Below are 17,222 nucleotides of genomic sequence, written 5' to 3'. Positions count from 1 at the left end.
CCCGGCCCGACCCCGCCACGCAAACCGCAGCGAATCCAAGATCCGAAAGAAAGAGGAGGCACCGAGACCATACCCGGGCGAACCACACCCCGTCGAAACGACCGGGAGAGGGATCCGCCGGATCACCCGGCTCGACAAGATTACCAGAGCTGGACACCAACCGCGCACACGACACGGCCACCAACCCCGGCCGAGCTGAGGGCTGGAGGCCGGCCTCGCCCCCCACTCGCCAACCGGATCGCCCGTCCGGAGGCGGTTTCATCTGGATGTACATCAAACCGTGCCCGATCTTTCGGAAAAATGTGCGATGTCCAGGGACAACCAGATCCGCCTCTCAAGCATCTACATAAGCGCCGCGGCGATCACGCAGGCGAGGCTCGGAGGAACGAGGGGTGACGGAGATGCGAGTCGACGATCTCGCGACGAGGGGGTTCCCGGTCGCCGGCGGTCTCCCTCCGTGGATCCGTCTCCCAGCGCAACCCGATGTCAAGCCGACCGCAATCGCCCCGCGTTACGAACAGCATGTGAGAGTCTCCGCTCGGCGCCAACCCGGCCGCCCGGACTCTCGCCGGTGGAGGTGGCCATCATGACGCGGTCTGAGTTCGACGATATTCGTGCGCACATCGCGGCCGAGGGCAGGCGCCCGGGCGGTGACCTGCTTCAACTCGCCGGTGAGCTGCTCGACGACCTCGAGCAGGTCCGCACGCGGGAGGCCATGCTGCGCTCCTACTACCTTCGGCTGCTGACCGCCGCCCGAGCCACCGTGGCAGCGGAGGCCGCCGGGGATCCCGCGCCGCTGACGTTCCTGATGCACGAGCTCGCCAAGCACGGCCAGCTGCCGACGGAAGAGCAGGTCGAGCACGTCCTCGCCGACGCCGGCAGGACACAGGCACTGATGCCGTCGCTGGACGAACCCGCCAGGCGTGGCCCCCGGCAGGCGGCGGGCCGCTACTGCACGGGCATGAGCCGCAAGCTCAGAGGTTGACCGATCTCTTTCACGACCGGGCGTCCTCTTTCACGACCGGGTGTCGTCACGCGCTCGGAATGAGCTGGTGCACGAAGACGACGTTGGGGTAGGCCGGGTTGTCGGTGTAGCCGCTGACGTTGCCGAGGTAGGCCCGCTGGTAGTTCGTCACCCACGGCGCGGCGACGACGGCATGCTTGTCGATCAGATCCGTCTGCAGTTTGGCGTACTCCTTCTGCGCGGCCTCCCGGTCGGTGGCCAGCAGTGATGGAAGCCTGTCGATTCGCTGGTCGATGTCCTTGTTCTTCAGGTACGTCAGGTTGAAGGACACCGGGTCGGCGCTGTGGAACACGTTGAGGAACCACGAGTAGGCGTCGGCGTAGTCGGGCCACCAGTACATGACCAGGATGTCCTGACGCTTGGCCGGGTCGGCCGACTTGGCCTGGTCCCACTGCGCGTTCCACTGCATCGCCTTGGCCTCGACCCTGACGTTGAGCTCGCTCAGGGTGTTGGTGAGCAGCGTGACGAGCAGCTGCTCGTCGTCGTCGCCCTGGGCGTACGTGAGCGTGAGCCGCAACTCCTGGCCGCCCGGGCCGTACCCGGCCTCCTGCAGAAGCGCCTTCGCACCTTCCAGGTCCTGGCGCGGGCGCAGGCCGGGAACGTGACCGAGCAGACCTTCGGGGACCAGGCCGGCCGCGGGGGCGCCCGCTCCCTTCAGCGCCGCGATCACTCCGTCGTAGTCGATGGCCTTCTGTACGGCCTTGCGCAGCCGTACGTCGACGAGCGGACCGGAGGCGGTGTTGAAGAGCACGAGCATGTTCTGGAACGACGGCACCTGCAGCGTGCGGACGCCCGCCGTGGTCTTGGCCCGCTGGAACAGCGAGGGGTTGAGCCGCTGCACGAAGCTGACCTCGCCGCGCAGGAGGAGCTGCCAGGCGGTGTTCTGGTTGGCGACGGCGCGGTACTCGACGTTCTTGTAGTGCGGGCCGTCCCAGCCGCCCCAGTAGTCGTCGAAGGCGCGCAGGACGAGTTCCTTCTCCCTGCCCTTGTGCCAGCTCGCCACCGTGTACGGCCCGGAGCCGGCGTCCCGCCCCTGCTGGAACCACTTCTTGAGGTCGCCGGAACCCGCCGCCTCGGTGTCGTAGATGTACGCGGCGTAATCGGAGGAGGCGATGAGGTCGAGCGGCGCCGGGTACTTGAGCTTGAACTCCACGGTGAGCGGGTCGATGACGGTGATCTTCTGTACGGGGTCCCAGATGTACGCGGCGCCCTCGGCCATGCTCTTCGTCCGCTCGATGGAGGCCTTCACGGCTTCCGCGTCAACAGGACGGCCGGTGTGGAAGACGGCCCCGCTCCGCAGCATGAACGTCCACGTCTTGCCGTCCGGCGACGCCTTCCACTCCTCGGCCAGACGTGCACTCGCCCGCCTGGTCAGGGGGTTGTAGACGGTCAGTGAGTCGTAGATGTTCTGCATCGCGATGATCTCGTTCGAGTACGAGCTCGCCGGATCCCAGTCGGTGACGACGTCGAGGTTGTACAGGTAGACGAATGTCGCACCCTTCGTGGAAGGCATCCCTGTGGAAGATCCGCCGGAGGAACCGCTGGACGTACCGCCGCGGACCTCGCCACCGCCGCAGCCGGCGAGGGCCAGCGCGGCCACGACTCCCAGAACGAGGAAACGGCGCATGCGATGCGACTTTCTCTGTGACATGAGTTACCATGATCGAAGCTACTGCAAGATCACGATTAGGTTTGATATTTCGTGACATACGGCGCAGGACTCTCATTTGAACCACCGCGCTGATAATGTCTCTGGCTGTCCCAAGAGCTTCCCGGAGCTCACGTCACCGCATCGGGACGAGGTGCCATGCGTCCTCGTAGGCGAGATCGGCCTATCAGGGTCAGGCTCATCGGCCTGCTCCTGGTGCCGCTTTTCTCACTGATCGCCCTGTGGATGGTCACGGCGGGTGTGACCATCGGCGACAGCCTCCGCCTGCGTACCTATGACACCCTTTGGACCACTCTGCGGCAGCCTGCGGACAAGCTGATCGTCGAACTGCAGCACGAGCGCCTCGTGACCGCCCGTTACCTCGGCAGGCCCGTCGACTCCGGGCGCGCCGACATGAACACCCAGCGGGTGCGCACCAACGAGGCACGAGACGACGTCCGGCGGCTGGCCCTGTCCGATTCGTCCCGAGAGGCGACCACCCCGGCCATGCGCGCGCAGGTGGACGAGATGCTGGAGGGGCTGGACCGCCTGGACGAGATCCGCGGAGAGATCGACGAGGGCCTGTCCAACCGTCTGCGGGCGATCGAGACCTACAACCTGGTCAGCGACAGCATCTATCAGATGCACTACGGCCTGGCGATCATCGACGACATCCCCATCTACCAGCAGTCTCGGGTGGTGATCTCGCTCGGGTACGCCAAGGAGTTGCTGACCAGGGAGCAGGCCATCCAGGCGGCCGCGGCCTCCTCGGGCCGGATGACCGATGAGGAGCGCAAGCTCTTCACCCAGCTCGTCGGCAACCGCCGCTTCCTCATCAACCAGGCCCTGCCCGAGCTCGACGCGGACCTCCGGCAGATGCACGTCGACCTGATCACCACACCGCTCTATCAGCGGCTGCGGCTGCAGGAAGAAAAGATCATCGCCGGAGATCGGATCACCTCCCGGACCCAGCAGGTCTGGCAGGCCACCTCCGACGACCTGGCCGAGTCGTTCCAGAAGGCGCAGACGGAGGCCGGCAAACGCCTCGCCGAACGCGCCGAGCCCATCGCCGACTCAATCCTGACGCGCGCCGGGATCGTCGGCGGCTGCGGCCTTCTCGCGGTGCTCGCCTCGATCCTCATCTCGTTGCGCTTCGGCTCACGTCTCTCCCGGGAACTGGCGGGTCTGCGGCAGGCGGCCCTGGACCTGGCCAACGTACGGCTGCCGCGCGTGCTGACCAAGCTCAAGAAGGGGGAGGACGTCGACGTCGACGTCGAGGCGCCCCCGATCACGACGATCGGCCGCACCAGCGAGATCCAGGACGTGGGCCGGGCGTTCTCCACGGTGCAGCAGACCGCCGTCGAGGCCGCGGTCGGGCAGGCCCGGCTCCAGCGAGGCGTGAGTCAGGTCTTCCTCAACCTCGCCCGGCGGAGCCAGACCCTGCTGCACCGGCAGCGGACCCAGTTGCACAGCATGCAGCGCCACACCACCGAGCCGGAGACGCTCGAGGAGCTGTTCCGGCTCGACCACCTGACCACCCGCATGCGCCGCCACGCGGAAGGCCTGATCATCCTGTCCGGTGCCACACCCGGCCGGGCCTGGCGCAAGCCGGTTCCGATGTACGACGTGGTGCGCGGCGCCGCCGCCGAGGTGGAGGACTACGCCCGGGTGAACGTGTTCCCGATGGAGGATCACGCGCTCGACGGCAGCGCGGTGGCCGACATCATCCACCTCATCGCCGAACTGATCGAGAACGCGACCGTCTACTCACCGCCGCACACGTCCGTGACCGTACGCGGTGAGCTGGTCGGTACCGGCTTCGCCGTGGAGATCGAGGACCGGGGTCTGGGCATGGCGCCGGACCGGTTGGCCGAGCTCAACGAGCGTCTGGCCGACCCACCGGAGTTCGACCTCGCGGACACCGACCGAATGGGGCTGTTCGTCGTCGCCAGGCTCGCCGCCCGCAGGGAGGCCCGGGTGACGCTCCGGCCCTCGCCGTACGGAGGAACGACCGCAATCGTGCTCATTCCAGCCACACTCATCGTCGTCCCCAAGGACCCCGACCTCAAGCGCCTGGCTGAGGAGGAGGTCACGCCCGAGGACATCATCCTCGCCTCTCTCCGGCAGGGAGAGCAGCAGACCGACAAGCCGGGCGAGGAGGGACCGTGACGGACCGCATGCAGGACCAGTGGCTCGACGAGGACGCGGGGCCGGTCGTCCCGGCCTACGCCCTGACACGCGGCCGGGTCCAGCCGTCCAACAAGGCCATCGACCTCGTGGCGATCGTGACGGCGACCGGCGGGCCGACCCCGGTCAGTCTCGGCCCCGAGCAGTGGATGATCCTCAGCATGTGCGCCCGCCCCAGATCGGTGGTGGACATCGCGGCGGCGATAGATCTGCCGCTCGGCGTGGTCCGGGTGCTCGTGGGCGACCTTCACGAGCAGGGACTGGTGCAGGTGCGCCCACCGGCGAACGTGGCCCGGCTGCCCAACGCCGGGATTCTGAGCGAGGTCATCAGCGGGCTGCGCGCGCTGTGACCCCAAGCGTGCCCGGACCCCAAGCGTGCCCTGGACCCCCGGCGCGCTCCGGACCCCGGCGCCCCCGGCTCGCTCTCACAGGGCGTGCGGATAGTGCCGGCGGGCGTGATCTTCGGTGATGTAGCCCTCCCGCAGGTCGGCGAGCACGGCCTGCGGGTCGCGCTCGTCCGGTGGGCCGTACCCTCCGCCCGACCCGGTGCGCAGGTGCACGACCGCGCCCTTGGGCAGGAAGATCCGCGTCTTGAGCGAGAAGTCCTCGGACCGGCCGTCGGGATACTCCACGGTGAGCCGGTTCGGTCGGCCGGGCAGTCCCCCGGCCAGCCCCCACGGTTCGAGCGCCGTCCTGGCCAGGCCCGCCGTCAGATACTGGTCCTCCAGCACCCGGAAGGAGAGATCCAGCCCGAGGCCGCCGCGGTGCCGTCCCGGGCCACCCGAGTCGTCGGCCAGGGCCAGCCGCTCGATCCGCCACGGGTTCCTGGCCTCCCAGACCTCCGCCGGGGTGAACCGGGTCGCCGACTCGGAGATGTACATGAGCGCACTCGCGCCGTCTCCGGAGGGCGAGGCGCCCTGCCCGACGGGATGCGGCGCGCCGTCCGCCCAGGGTTCGCCGGTCGCCTCCCGGTTTCCCCACCACACGAGCGCGTTGATGTCGCCGCCGCTCGCCGCCGGCACCGAGTCGGGTACGGCCTCCGCCAGCGCCCGGATGATCAGTTCGATCGCGTGGTCCGACGGGATGCCGTACATGAAGCACGGGGCGGGCCGCACCGGATGGAAGAGCGAGCCGGTCCGGGTGACCAGCTCAAGTGGGCGGAAGTGGCCCTCATTGGGCTGCTCGCCCGCGCCGGCGAGGAAGGCCACCGCGATCCGGACGGCCGCGACGGTGGACGGCAGCGGGCAGTTCACCGGGCCGCCGACCTGGTCGGGGCAGTCGGTCAGGTCGACGGTCACCGATGAGCCGCTGACGGCGACCTCGACGCCGAACGGGATCGGCTCGCCGTTCACCCCGTCGGAGTCGATCACGCTGGAGGCCCGGTAGACGCCGTCGGGCAGCCGCTCGAACCAGCCGCGTACCAGCGCCTCGCCGTGTGCGTACATCCGGGCGACGGACCGGCGGAACGTGCCGAGGCCGTGCCTGCGTACCAGCGCGGTCAGCGCCTCAGCGCCCGTACGCGCCCCGGCCACCATCGCGTTGATGTCGCCGATGACCATCTCCGGCATCCGGCTGTTGGCCAGGATCATCCGGTAGATGTCGCTCACCAGGCGGCCGGCGTCGTAGAGCTTGACCCCCGGGAAGATCGTGCCCTCCTGGTGGACGTCGATCGTGTCCGTGCAGTAGGGGTCCTTGCCGCCGATGTCGAGCCAGTGCGCCTTGATGGCCGAGTAGCCGACCAGCACGTCGTCGTGGAAGATCGGCACGATCATCGCCGCGTCCTGCGGGTGGGAGCCGGTGCCGTACGGATCGTTGTAGAGGATCACGTCGCCCGGGCCCAGCGCCCCCGGCCCGCCGACTCCGTCGACGGCCGCGCGTACGCAGAAGCCGAGTGTCCCCATGAACGCGGGCAGCGTCGGGGCCTGCGCGAGCATGCACATGTCGGCGTCGTAGAAGGCGACGGCGAAGTCCAGCGCCTCGTAGATGATCGGGGAGAAGGCGGTGCGGATCAGCGACTGCTTCATCTGGTCGGCCGCGGCGTTCAGCCCCTGCCTGATGATCTCCGTGGTGACCGGGTCGGCGCCCTCCGCCAGCCCCGGGTTCGCCTCGACGTAGCGGGTGCGTACGAGTTCGCTCATCGACGGTCCTTCCGTTTGATCATCAGGCAGCCGCTCGGGTGCGCCTCGGCGGTGAAGCCCGCGTCGAGGTAGGTGGTCGCGGTGGGCTCCAGCACGAGTGCGGGCCCCTCGATCGGACCGTCCACCGCGGCTCGCCGCAGCACGGGAGCCTCGGTCCAGGCCCGCCGCCGGAAGGACCAGAGGCGGGTGGTGCCGCGCGCCGCGTCACCCGTCGCCGGGGCGGGCACCGGCGGCCGGTCGGCGTCGAGCACCACCCTGGTGGTGGCCCGCACGGTGACCACCTCGAGCGGGTCGGGGAGCCGGTGGCCGAACGTCCGGTGATAGGCGTCGGAGAACCTGGCGGTGATGTCGGCGACGTCGTCACGCCCCGGACGCATCGGGATGGTCAGTGTGTGCTCCTGCCCCCGGTGGCGCAGGTCCAGGTCGACCTCGCGGACGGCGTCATCGGCGGCCATCCGCTCGAAGAGTGCCTCCGCCAGCCGCTCGATCATCGGCAGGGTCTCGCCGTCCAGGGGCCGCACCAGCGTGCGGGCCGCCGAGCGGACGATGTCGGCCTGGACCAGCCCGACCGCCGAGAAGTTGCCGGCGTTGGGCGGGACGATCACCGTGTCCACGTCGAGCTCGTCGGCCAGCAGGCAGCCGAACAGCGGCCCGGCGCCGCCGAAGGCGACGATGGCGGCCCCGCGCGGGTCCACCCCCCGCTCGACCGTGACCCCGCGCACGGCCTGCGCCATGTGGGCGGAGGCGATCCTGATGACGCCTTCCGCCGCCGCGTCGACGCCCTCGATCCCGGCCGTCCCGGCCGGCGGTGTGAGCGGTTCGGCCAACGGCGCGAGCGCCAGCGCCGCCGTCTCGGCCGACAGCGATATCCCGCCGGAGATGTGACCCGCGGGGATCATGCCGAGGTGCAGCGCGGCGTCCGTCACGGTCGGCTCGGTCCCGCCGCGCAGGTAGCAGGTGGGCCCGGGGTCGGCGCCCGCGCTGCGCGGACCGACCCTGAGCAGGCCGCCGGAGTCGACATAGGCGATCGATCCGCCGCCCGCGCCCACCGACCGCACGTCCACCCAGGGGCTCTGCAGCGGCAGGCCGACGACCTCGCCCTGGAACAGCAGCGGCAGCCGGCCGTCCTCGATCAGGGCGGTGTCGAAGCTCGTGCCGCCCACGTCGGCGGCGATGGCCGTACCGACCCCGAGGGCCGCCGACAGCCTCGCCGTGGCCACGGCGCCGGCGACCGGTCCGGACAGGATCGTCTCGAACGGCCTGGCCACCGCCTCGTCCAGCGTCAGCGCGCCGCCCCCGGACCGGGTGACGAGCAGCCTCCCGGTGAAGCCGCGCGCCCGCAGCTCACGGTCGAGGTTGTGCAGGTAAGGACCCATCCGATGACGGACGAGGGCGTCCACGACCGTGGTGCAGGTCCGCTCGTACTCCCGGTACTCCCCCGAGATCTCGTGCGACAGCGAGATCGGCCCGGTGAACCCCGCGCCGCGGAGCGTCCGCGCGACCAGCAGCTCGTGCCGGGGATCGGCGTAGGAGTTGATCAGTACGACCGCGACGGCGTCGACCCCCTCGGCCTGGAACAGCCGTGCGGCCCGCCGTACGTCCGCCGGATCGAGTTCGCGTACGACGCCGCCGTCCGCCGCCACCCGCTCGGCGACCTCGACCCGCAGCCGCCGGGGGACGATGGGCGGCGGCGGGGTCCAGAACAGGTCATAGGGGTCGTCGCGATCGCCCCGCCGGATCTCCAGCACGTCGCGGAAGCCCGCCGTCGTGATCAGGCCGACGACCGCGCCGCATCTGCGCGGTCCGGTGGATTCGAGCAGCGCGTTGAGCCCGACCGTGGTGCCGTGCACGAAATGGGCGCAGCGGGCGAGCAGCTCCGCCGGGGCGGCGGCGTCCACGGCGGCGAGCACCCCCAGCTCGGGCGCGCGCGGCGTGGTCGGCCGCTTGGCGACCCTGATGTCGCCGGTCGCCGCGTCGTGCAGAACGAGATCGGTGAAGGTGCCGCCGACGTCCACTCCGATGACCGTTGTCATGCCTGGCAAAGTAGAACCCGGCGCGGGCCGCGTCGATGTGCCCTCACGACGACGCCGACGGGCCCGTTGTCCCGGGAAGACACTCGTGCTCGAGCACGACATGGCAGGCGACCTGCAGGGCGAAGCGGGTCTGCGGGTCCGACAGGTCGGCCTTCAGCACCTCGGATATCCGGCGGATCCGGTGCGCCACCGCGTTGGGGTGCAGGTTGAGCAGCTCGGCCGCCCGGACCCTGGACCCCCAGCTGTCCAGGTACGCCTTGAGCGTGGGGACCGCGTACGGGCTGAGCGAGCCGAGGCCGCCGAGCGGGGCCAGCATGTCGCGGGCCGTCATCACGGCGCTCTCGCTGCCGCTGAGTTCGGCGAGGATCGCGTTGGCGCCCAGGCGGTCGAACCTGACCACCTCTCCTGCGCGAGCCCTGCCGGCCGCCGCCCGGGCCTGCGACGCCGTACGGCGCAGCCCGTCGGCGCCCGGGCGGCAGGTCCCGACCCCGATGCCGCCCACACCCGCCGCACCCGGCCGGGCGGCGTCGGACAGCGCGTCGGTGAACGGTCCGCCCTCGTCCCAGGTCGACGGCTCGTCGGTCGTGAGGATCACGAGCAGGCCGTCCTGCCAGCGGGTGACGATCGGCGGCGCGCTCAGCTCCGCGGCGTCGGACACTCCGGAGATCGTGCGGCGGACCCGGCGTGCGGCGTCGTCCCCGCGTGCGCGCTGCGCGGTTTCGTCGAGCTGACGGTCGGACCGCCGGGCCCGGACGTCGGCCGGGGCCTCGCCGCCCGCCTCGCCGTCGCGGAGGAAGACGGCGACGTGCCGGCCGTCGACCGGCACTCCCTCGTGCCTGGCGCGGCGGGCGGCGGCCCGCACCTCCTTGGTCCCCGCGCGCAGGAGGGCCAGCAGCGCCAGCTCACGGGCCCGTTCAGCGGCGCGCGCGGCGGCGCGCACCCGGCCGAGCGTGGTGGCGACCACCCTGGCGACGATGGCCGCGGCAGGGTCCTCGCCGTCCCAGCACACGTAGCCGTCCGGCCGTCCGTCCACGCGGATCACGGCGGTGTTCGCGGCGGGCTCGGCGATGTCCGCCACGCCGTACTCGACGCCGATCGAAGCGGAGGCCGTACGCAGGATGTCCCGTTCCGCCGCGCCCTCCATCGCGCCCAGCCCGTCGATCGCGTCGCGGGTGCGGCGCAGGAGCAGGTCGGGATCGGCACGCAGGGTCGCGCTGAGTCCGAGGACGGTGTCCGACAGCGGCTGGTCGGAGGCGCCGGTCAGCAGGGCCACCCCCACCCGCCGCGCCAGCTCCACGATGTCCGGGGAGGTGCCGGACGGGCCGGGCAGCACGATCGCGGCGAGGCGTCCCTGCCCGGCCACGCGCAGCGCCGCCGGCACGTCGCAGCCTCGCATGGCGTTGCGTGACAGGATCGCGAGCGCACCGGGCGGGGCCGACTCCAGATCGCGTGTCTCGTCCACCAGCACGACGCTTTCGACCGGCCGGGCGTCCCAGGGGCCGGCCACCAGCGTCAGGCGGCGGCCCGCCGACGTCCTGAGCAGGTCACTGACGTTGCGCATGGCCCGCTCGCTCCAGCACGTCCTCGGCCCGGTGGCAGGCGACCCGGCGGCCCGCCACCTCGCGGTCCTCCGGAGCCTCCTCGCGGCACCGGTCCGCAGCCAGCGGGCAGCGCAGCCGGAACGGGCAGCCGGTCTCGGCGGGCGCGGCCTCGGTCCGTCCGCTCGCGCGCGGCGGCTCGCCGCCGAGCCGGGGTACGGCGTCGCGCAGTGCCAGCGTGTACGGGTGGGCCGGCCGGACCAGCAGGTCGCGGGTCGGCCCCGACTCGACCACCCGCCCGGCGAACAGCACGTGCGACGTACGGCACAGCCGGTCGACGACGCCGAGGTTGTGCGTGATCAGCAGGTGACCGAGGCCCCGTTCAGCGGCCAGCCTCTCCAGCAGGTCGAGGATCCTGGCCTGCACGGTCACGTCGAGCGCGCTGGTCGGCTCGTCGAGGACCAGCAGCCGGGGTTCGACGGCGAGGGCCCTGGCGATGGCGACGCGCTGCCGCTGGCCGCCGGACATCTGGTGGGGCCGGCGGTCGGCGAGCGCCGGGTCGAGGCCGACGTCGTCGAGCAGTTCGGCCACCCGCGCCCGCCGACGGTCGCGGCCGATCCGGTGGTGGGTGGTCAGCGCCTCCCCGATCGAGGCGGCCGCCGTCATGCGTGGATCGAGGGCCTCGCTGCCGTCCTGGAAGACCGGCTGCACGGCGCGGCGGAACTCGGCGCGTCCGGTCCGGTCGAGTGCGGCCAGGTCGCGCGAGCCGTACCTGATCGTGCCCGAGCGCGGGCGCAGCAGGCCGAGCAGGGCCCGGGCGAGCGTGGTCTTGCCCGAGCCGCTCTCCCCGATCAGCCCGACACCGCCCGCGTCGACGGTCAGGCTCACCTCGTGGACGACCGCCGTCGCGCCGTACGCGAGCGTCACCCGGTCCGCCCCGAGCACGGCGGATCCGGTCTCCCGGCCGGTCATAGCTCCTCCTTTGCACGCGCGGTCTCCCCGACTTCGGAAGCGTGGAATTCCGGGAGCGCCGGCACCGCGGCGACCAGCTCGCGCGTGTAGGCGTCGCGCGGCCGGTCGAACACCTCGGCGGCCGGCCCGCTCTCCACCACGGCGCCGTCCCGCATCACGAGCACCCGGTCGGCGATCGTGGAGACCAGGGCGAGGTCGTGGGAGACGAGCAGTACGGCCAGGCCACGCTCGTCGCGCAGCCGCCGCAGCACGGCGACCACCTCGGCCTGCACGGTGACGTCGAGCGCGCTGGTCGGCTCGTCGGCCAGCACGATCTCGGCCCCGAGGGCGAGCGCGATCGCGATCGCGAACCGCTGGGCCTGCCCGCCGGACACCTGGTGGGGGTAGCGCCGCATGATCTCGGGGTCGAGCAGCACGGCCTTGACGGCCTCCGCCGCCCGGGATCGCCCGGCCACGCCCTTGACGCCGTGGCGGGCGAGCGCGCGGCGCATCAGCGTGCCCAGGCGCATGGTCGGGTTGAGCGCCGCCTGCGGGCTCTGCATGACGAGAGCGGCCCGCGAACCGCGGATGCGACGTAGCTCACCGGGTCCGGCCGTCATCACGTCGACCCCACAAACAGCGATTTCCCCGGAAATATCGACATCGCGTGCGCCGGTCTCCCGATCGTCGCCGACGAGACCGAGCACGGAGAGCAGCGTCGTCGTCTTGCCCGAGCCGCTCTCCCCGACGATCGCCACGCACTCGCCGGCGCCGACGTCCAGCTCGGGCACGGAGGCGATCACCCGGTCGCCGATCCGGACCACGAGATCCCTGACCCTGATCAACTCGCCGTCCATCGCCGGACCGCTCCTCCACTCATCGCGCCAGCCTCGCTCTCAGCCCCTCGCCCAGCACGTTGAACGCGAACGCGGTGACCAGGATGGCGAGCCCGGGGAACGTCACCACCCACCAGTTCGTGGTGAACAGCGACTGTCCCTGCTGCACCATGAGACCCCACTCCGAGGTCGGCTCGTGCGCGCCCAGCCCCAGGTACGACAGGGCGGCAGCGGTGAGGATCACCCCGCCGCCGTCGAGGGAGAGCTGGACCAGCACCGGCGTGAGCGAGTTCGGCAGCACGTGCCGGAAGACGATCAGCGGGGCCGGCACGCCCAGGCAGCGGGCCGAGTCGACGAACCCCCGGGTCGCGACCGAGGCGGCGACCGACGCCGTGAGCCTGGCGTACCAGGGCCACCAGGTGACCGCGATGGCGACGATCACCGTCGTCACGCTCGGCTGGAGGACCACGGCCAGCGCGAGCGAGAGCAGCAGCGCGGGGAACGCGAGGAACACGTCGGTCACCCGCATGATCACGTCACGGACCCAGCCCCCCGCGTAACCCGCGACCACCCCGAGCGCCACGCCCACGCCACCCGAGATCACCAGCACCGCGACGGCGATCAGCAGCGAGGTGCGGGCGCCGTACAGGACCCGGCTGAGCACATCGCGTCCGACCTGGTCGGTGCCGAACCAGTGCTCGGCGCTCGGCGGCAGCAGCGCCTCCAGCGGATGGGTGGCCGAGCCGCCGTCCTCGGGATAGGGGGCGATCCACGGGGCGAGCAGCGCGGCGAGCACGATGAGCGCCAGGAGCACGGCCCCGGCCACCGCGAGCCGGTCCACCCCCGCCAGCCGCCTCAGCGGCGTACGGCGCAGCGCGGGCGGGGCCGCACCGGCCCCCGGGACGACCGGCGCGGTCATCGGGCCCTCACTCTCGGGTCGATCACGCCCTGCAGCAGGTCGACGGCGAGGTTGGCGACGACGTAGAGGGCGGCCACGAGCAGCGTGACCCCGGCGATCGCCGGGGTGTCGAGGGTGCGGATCGAGTCGGCGGCGTACCGTCCGAGCCCCGGCCAGTTGAACACGGCCTCCACGAGGAATCCGTTCACGATCGAGTAGGCGAAGACGAGCGCGATCAGCGAGAGCACCGGGTTCAGCGCCGGGCGCAGGGCGAACCGGGTCAGCACCGCGGTCTCCCCGAAGCCGAGCGCGCGTTCCATCCGGGCGTGGTCGCGGGCCGACTCCTCGATGAGCGCGGCCCGGGTCATCTGGGCGATCACGCCCGCCGGGTAGGCCGCGAGGACCAGCGCGGGCAGCACGAGATGATGCAGGGTGCTGGCCAGGATCGGCCAGTTGCCGGTGAACAGGGCGTCCACGGCGGTGATGTTCGTGTAGACGCGCAGGGGGCTGGTCTGGTCGAGGCTCGTGTCGTACTCCCCGGCGATGGGGAACCAGCCCAGACCACTCGCGAAGATCGTCTGCAGGGCCAGGGCCATCCAGAACACCGGCACCGAGACGGCCAGCATCGACGAGAGCCGGATCGACAGGTCGGGCAGCCGTCCCCGGTAGCGGGCGGCCGCGACGCCCAGGGGGATCCCGGCCGCCACCGCGATGATCAGAGCGGCGGCCACCAGTTCGAACGAGGCGGGGAAGGCCAGGAACAGGTCGTCGCGCACCGGCTGCTTGGTGTGCAGGCTGGTGCCCCAGTCGCCGGCGATCAGGTCGCGGACGTAGTTCCACAGCTGCACCGGCAGCGGGTCGTCCAGCCCGAACCGCTGCCGCGCCGCGGCCAGTTCGGCCGGCGACGCCCTCGGTCCCGCGTAGGCGACGGCGGGGTCGCCGGGGACCAGGCGCATGATGACGAAGGTGAGGGTGACCACGCCGGCCACGACCAGGGCGGCCTGGCCGAGCCGGCGGATCAGGTACCGCGACATGACTCAGGCGCCGGGCTTGAGGTCGTGGACGAACACGACGTTCGGGTAGGCGGGGTTGTCCACATATCCCTGCACCGACTTGGCGAAGGCGCGCTGGTAGTTCTGCACGTACGGCACGGCCACCGCGGCCTGCTCATCGATGATCTTGTTCTGGAGCTCGGCGTAGGCCTTCTCAGCGGCCTCCCTGTCGGTCGCCGTCAGCTGGGGCAGCTCGTCGATCTGCTCGTCGATCGCGTCGTCCTTCAGGTAGGAGAGGTTGAACGACACCTGCTCCTCACTGCGGAAGACGTTGACGAACCACGAGAAGGCGTCGGCGTAGTCCGGGTACCAGTACATGACGAAGATGTCCTGCCGCTTGGCCGGGTCCTTCGCCTTGCCCTGGTCCCACTGGGTGGTCCACTGCAGCGGCTTGGCCGACAGCTTCACGTTCAGCTTGTCGAGGGCGGAGGACAGCAGCGTGACCAGCACCTCCTGGTCGCTGTCGCCCTGGGCGTAGGTGAGGGTCAGGTCGAGCTTCTTGCCGCCCGGGCCGTACCCCGCCTCCTTGAGCAGCGCCTCGGCACCGGCGAGGTCCTGCTTCGGCGTCCGGTCGGCGGCGAAGCCGAGCAGGCCCTCGGGCACCAGGCCGCCGCCCGGCACCGCCGCGCCCTTGAGCGCCGCCACCAGGCCGTCGTAGTCGATCGCCTTCTGCACGGCCCGGCGCAGCCGGACGTCCTTCAGCGGGCCGCTCTGCGTGTTGAACAGCGTCAGCAGGTTCTGGAACGACGGCGTCTGGGCGGCCTGCACCGTGGGCGTGCTGCTCGCCTGGGCGAACAGCTGCGGGTTGAGCCGCTGCACGAACGACACCTCACCGCGCTGCAGGAGCTGCCAGGCGGTGGTGAGCTCGGGCGTGACCCGATAGGTGATCTTCTTGTAGTGCGGCCCGTCCCAGCCGCCCCAGTAGTCGTCGAACGCCTTCAGCGTGAGCTCGTTCTCCTTGCCCTTCTCCCAGGTGTCGATCGTGTACGGCCCGGAGCCGGCGTCGCGGCCCTCGCCGAACCACGTCTTGAGGTCTCCCGAGTCGGACGCGGTCGTGTCGTAGACGTACGAGGCGTAGCCGGCCGAGGCCACCAGGTCGAGCGCGGTGGGGTACTTGAGCGTGAACTCCAGCGTCGCGGGGTCCTTCGCCTCGATCTTCTTGACCGCGTCCCAGATGTAGGCCGCGCCCTCCCCGATCTCCATCGTGCGTTCGATGGCGGCCTTGGCCGCCGCGGCGTCCACGGGTTTGCCGGTGTGGAACTTCGCCCCCTGGCGCAGCGTGAACGTCCAGGTCTTGCCGTCGGCCGAGGAGGTCCACGACGTCGCCAGCCGCGGCTCGGCCTGCTTCGTCTGCGGGTTGTAACGCGTCAGCGACTCGTAGATGTTCTGCATCGCGACGATCTCGTTCGAGTACGAGCTCGCCGGGTCCCAGTCGGTGACGACGTCGAGGTTGGGGACGTAGACGAACGTGGCGTCCGCCGCGTTCTGGGTGTTCTGCCCGTTCTGGGACGTGCTCGGCTGCGCGGAGCCGTCGGAGCCGCGGACCTTGCCCCCGCCGCACGCCGAGGCGGTGAGGGTCAGGGCGGCCACGGCTCCCGCGGCGAGCAGACGCTTGTGCCAGCGCATGTGAGGGGGGTTCCTTTCTCTCACCGGCCCGCCGGCCCTCATCGGGCCAGCGGCCCGGCGGCCTTTACTTGTAGGCGCACAGCGGGCTCAGACAGGTAGCTGAGCGGGATCTCGCTGAGCTCGACGATCTGAACCAGGGCGGAGTCTGCCCCGGCGGCGACGGCCCGGGCGGCCGCCTCCTCCTTGGCCTTTTCGATCAATCTAGCCCTGGTGTTTCCCTCTCCCCCGGTGGGGATGATCGTTTCGATGCGCCCGCTGGCGAGCGCGATCGCGGCGCCGACCGCGTTGGCCACCTCCGCGTGCTCCGGTCTGATCACCTCGCTGGCTCCGGGGACCTCCGCCGCCAGCAGGAACGCGCCGCCGCCGACGGCGACGAGCGGACGGTCCCCCCTGTCCGAATTCGAACGGCCCGAACCTGAACGGCCCAGTGAGACCCGGTCCACCGCGTCCGCGACCAGTTCGTCCGCCGCGCGTACGGCTCCGGCCAGGTGGCCGAGCCACTCCTCGGGAACCGGGTGGGTCCCGACCTCGCCCCGGCCGGCCGCCACCGCCGCGTCGGTCATCGTCGCGGTCCTGCCGCCGAAGACCAGGGCCTCGGCGCCGATCCGATAACCGACCGACCTCCCGGAGAAGGGGACGGATCCCCGGCCGACGATCGTGCCGCCGCCCAGCGCGATCGACAGGATGTCGGGCATTCGGAAGTTCGTGGTGATCCCGCCGATCTCGACGGCCGCCGCCGACTCGCGCGGGAACCCGGCCGCGAGCACGCCGATGTCCGTCGAGGTGCCGCCCACGTCGGCGACGATCGCGTCCCGCACGCCGGATAGGTACGCGGCACCGCGCAGCGAGTTGGCCGGCCCGGAACCGATCGTGAGCACGGGATAGCGGGCCGCGTAGTCGACCGACATCAGGGTGCCGTCGTTCTGGGCGAAGAACGTCTCGACCACCAGGCCCCGCACGCTGAGCGCGTCCTGGAGCGCGATGGTGACGTCGCGGGCCACGCCGTACAACGCGGCGTTGAGGATGGTGGCGTTCTCCCGCTCCAGCAGGCCGAGTGAGCCGATCTCGTGGCTGAGGCTCACCGGCACGTCGCCGAGCTCGCTCCTGACGACCTCGGCGACCCGGTTCTCGTGATCGGCGTCGGCCGGGCTGAACACCCCGGTGATCGCGACCGCGTCCGCCCGCACCTCCTCGTTGAGGAACCGCTTGACCGCGTCCAGGTCGAGCGGGGCGATCTCGCGGCCGTCGACGAAGTGCCCGCCCCGGATCACCGCCGTGCCCGCCGCGACGG

13 protein-coding genes are annotated in these 17,222 nt (G+C 71.3%); 3 read left to right on the top strand and 10 right to left on the bottom strand.

Annotation, left to right across the window (positions count from 1 at the left end):
• Nucleotides 1–586: 586 nt before the first annotated feature.
• Nucleotides 587–985, top strand: a complete 399-nt coding sequence (locus AP234_RS17745; protein WP_055480799.1) for a hypothetical protein — start codon at nucleotides 587–589, stop codon at nucleotides 983–985.
• A gap of 46 nt (nucleotides 986–1,031) precedes the next feature.
• Here the strand turns inward: AP234_RS17745 and AP234_RS17740 are convergent, their stop codons facing one another.
• Entirely contained in the window at nucleotides 1,032–2,651 is a 1,620-nt protein-coding gene (locus tag AP234_RS17740) for an ABC transporter substrate-binding protein (protein WP_055480745.1), read from the bottom strand.
• Between the two features lie 237 nt (nucleotides 2,652–2,888).
• Here AP234_RS17740 and AP234_RS17735 point away from each other — a divergent pair, with 237 nt between their 5' ends.
• Both AP234_RS17735 and AP234_RS17730 read left to right on the top strand, forming a co-directional pair.
• A complete protein-coding gene (locus AP234_RS17735) occupies nucleotides 2,889–4,841 on the top strand; it encodes a nitrate- and nitrite sensing domain-containing protein (protein WP_235558219.1) in 1,953 nt (650 codons plus the stop codon).
• Complete coding sequence (locus tag AP234_RS17730) at nucleotides 4,838–5,209, top strand: DUF742 domain-containing protein (protein ID WP_235558218.1); 372 nt, start codon at nucleotides 4,838–4,840, stop codon at nucleotides 5,207–5,209. Before AP234_RS17735 ends, AP234_RS17730 begins: the two co-directional genes overlap by 4 nt.
• 75 nt (nucleotides 5,210–5,284) lie before the next feature.
• Here AP234_RS17730 and AP234_RS17725 read toward each other — a convergent pair whose 3' ends face one another.
• The 9 genes from AP234_RS17725 to AP234_RS17685 form a co-directional block, all read right to left on the bottom strand.
• Complete coding sequence (locus tag AP234_RS17725) at nucleotides 5,285–6,997, bottom strand: hydantoinase B/oxoprolinase family protein (RefSeq protein ID WP_055480743.1); 1,713 nt, start codon at nucleotides 6,995–6,997, stop codon at nucleotides 5,285–5,287.
• Nucleotides 6,994–9,030, bottom strand: coding sequence for a hydantoinase/oxoprolinase family protein (locus AP234_RS17720; protein ID WP_055480742.1), 2,037 nt, complete (start codon nucleotides 9,028–9,030; stop codon nucleotides 6,994–6,996). Before AP234_RS17720 ends, AP234_RS17725 begins: the two co-directional genes overlap by 4 nt.
• A gap of 43 nt (nucleotides 9,031–9,073) precedes the next feature.
• Nucleotides 9,074–10,591, bottom strand: coding sequence for a helix-turn-helix domain-containing protein (locus tag AP234_RS17715; protein ID WP_055480741.1), 1,518 nt, complete (start codon nucleotides 10,589–10,591; stop codon nucleotides 9,074–9,076).
• Nucleotides 10,575–11,540 (bottom strand): ABC transporter ATP-binding protein, encoded by a 966-nt coding sequence (locus AP234_RS17710; RefSeq protein WP_055480740.1) that lies wholly within the window; start codon nucleotides 11,538–11,540, stop codon nucleotides 10,575–10,577. Before AP234_RS17710 ends, AP234_RS17715 begins: the two co-directional genes overlap by 17 nt.
• On the bottom strand, nucleotides 11,537–12,376 hold the full coding sequence (locus AP234_RS17705) for an ATP-binding cassette domain-containing protein (RefSeq protein WP_055480739.1): 840 nt from the start codon (nucleotides 12,374–12,376) through the stop codon (nucleotides 11,537–11,539). Before AP234_RS17705 ends, AP234_RS17710 begins: the two co-directional genes overlap by 4 nt.
• A gap of 19 nt (nucleotides 12,377–12,395) precedes the next feature.
• Complete coding sequence (locus tag AP234_RS17700; RefSeq protein WP_055480738.1) at nucleotides 12,396–13,274, bottom strand: ABC transporter permease; 879 nt, start codon at nucleotides 13,272–13,274, stop codon at nucleotides 12,396–12,398.
• Complete coding sequence (locus tag AP234_RS17695) at nucleotides 13,271–14,287, bottom strand: ABC transporter permease (protein WP_055480737.1); 1,017 nt, start codon at nucleotides 14,285–14,287, stop codon at nucleotides 13,271–13,273. The genes AP234_RS17700 and AP234_RS17695 overlap by 4 nt, the downstream gene beginning before the upstream one ends.
• Before the next feature lie 3 nt (nucleotides 14,288–14,290).
• On the bottom strand, nucleotides 14,291–15,931 hold the full coding sequence (locus AP234_RS17690; protein ID WP_055480736.1) for an ABC transporter substrate-binding protein: 1,641 nt from the start codon (nucleotides 15,929–15,931) through the stop codon (nucleotides 14,291–14,293).
• Between the two features lie 38 nt (nucleotides 15,932–15,969).
• A partial coding sequence (locus AP234_RS17685; protein ID WP_055480735.1) for a hydantoinase/oxoprolinase family protein occupies nucleotides 15,970–17,222 on the bottom strand: 1,253 nt, incomplete at its 5' end.

Source organism: Sphaerimonospora mesophila, from assembly GCF_001417795.1.
GTDB lineage: Bacteria > Actinomycetota > Actinomycetes > Streptosporangiales > Streptosporangiaceae > Sphaerimonospora > Sphaerimonospora mesophila.
Note: the sequence above shows the minus strand (reverse complement) of the source record. Positions and strands in the feature narration are given on the sequence as shown.

What these genes read in the sequence shown, in the direction of transcription:
- AP234_RS17745 (WP_055480799.1), top strand. Translation starts at nt 587, where the DNA reads ATGACGCGGTCTGAGTTCGACGATATTCGTGCGCACATCGCGGCCGAG.
- AP234_RS17740 (WP_055480745.1), bottom strand. Translation starts at nt 2,651, where the DNA reads ATGCGCCGTTTCCTCGTTCTGGGAGTCGTGGCCGCGCTGGCCCTCGCC.
- AP234_RS17725 (WP_055480743.1), bottom strand. Translation starts at nt 6,997, where the DNA reads ATGAGCGAACTCGTACGCACCCGCTACGTCGAGGCGAACCCGGGGCTG.
- AP234_RS17720 (WP_055480742.1), bottom strand. Translation starts at nt 9,030, where the DNA reads ATGACAACGGTCATCGGAGTGGACGTCGGCGGCACCTTCACCGATCTC.
- AP234_RS17715 (WP_055480741.1), bottom strand. Translation starts at nt 10,591, where the DNA reads ATGCGCAACGTCAGTGACCTGCTCAGGACGTCGGCGGGCCGCCGCCTG.
- AP234_RS17710 (WP_055480740.1), bottom strand. Translation starts at nt 11,540, where the DNA reads ATGACCGGCCGGGAGACCGGATCCGCCGTGCTCGGGGCGGACCGGGTG.
- AP234_RS17705 (WP_055480739.1), bottom strand. Translation starts at nt 12,376, where the DNA reads ATGGACGGCGAGTTGATCAGGGTCAGGGATCTCGTGGTCCGGATCGGC.
- AP234_RS17700 (WP_055480738.1), bottom strand. Translation starts at nt 13,274, where the DNA reads ATGACCGCGCCGGTCGTCCCGGGGGCCGGTGCGGCCCCGCCCGCGCTG.
- AP234_RS17695 (WP_055480737.1), bottom strand. Translation starts at nt 14,287, where the DNA reads ATGTCGCGGTACCTGATCCGCCGGCTCGGCCAGGCCGCCCTGGTCGTG.
- AP234_RS17690 (WP_055480736.1), bottom strand. Translation starts at nt 15,931, where the DNA reads ATGCGCTGGCACAAGCGTCTGCTCGCCGCGGGAGCCGTGGCCGCCCTG.